Annotated in this window: 1 protein-coding gene; it reads right to left on the bottom strand. The window is 77.8% G+C overall.

Features of this window, described 5'->3' with window-relative positions; genetic code table 11:
* Window positions 1-180: hypothetical protein (locus GTY56_RS40640; RefSeq protein WP_237524916.1), on the bottom strand; the 180-nt coding region annotated here is incomplete at its 3' end.
* Between the last annotated feature and the right edge of the window lie 27 nt (window positions 181-207).

The following is a 207-nucleotide window of genomic DNA, read 5'->3' as shown; positions in this document are numbered from 1 at the left end:
GGTGGTGCTGCGGAGGGCTCCGGCGTCGGGCACGGGTATCCCGGTGGCGCTGGGGACGGTTCCCGCGCCGGGCACGGGTATCCCGGCGGCACCGGTACCGGTTACGACCACCCCGGCCGTGATGCCGACGGCTCCCGCACCACCCACGACCACCCCGGCGGCGATGCCCACGGATCCCACGACGGGCCCGCCCACCCCGGCCCTGCC

The sequence above is a fragment of the Streptomyces sp. SID5643 genome (genome assembly GCF_009872555.1).
GTDB lineage: Bacteria > Actinomycetota > Actinomycetes > Streptomycetales > Streptomycetaceae > Streptomyces > Streptomyces iakyrus.
This window is presented reverse-complemented; position numbering and strand designations above follow the sequence as displayed.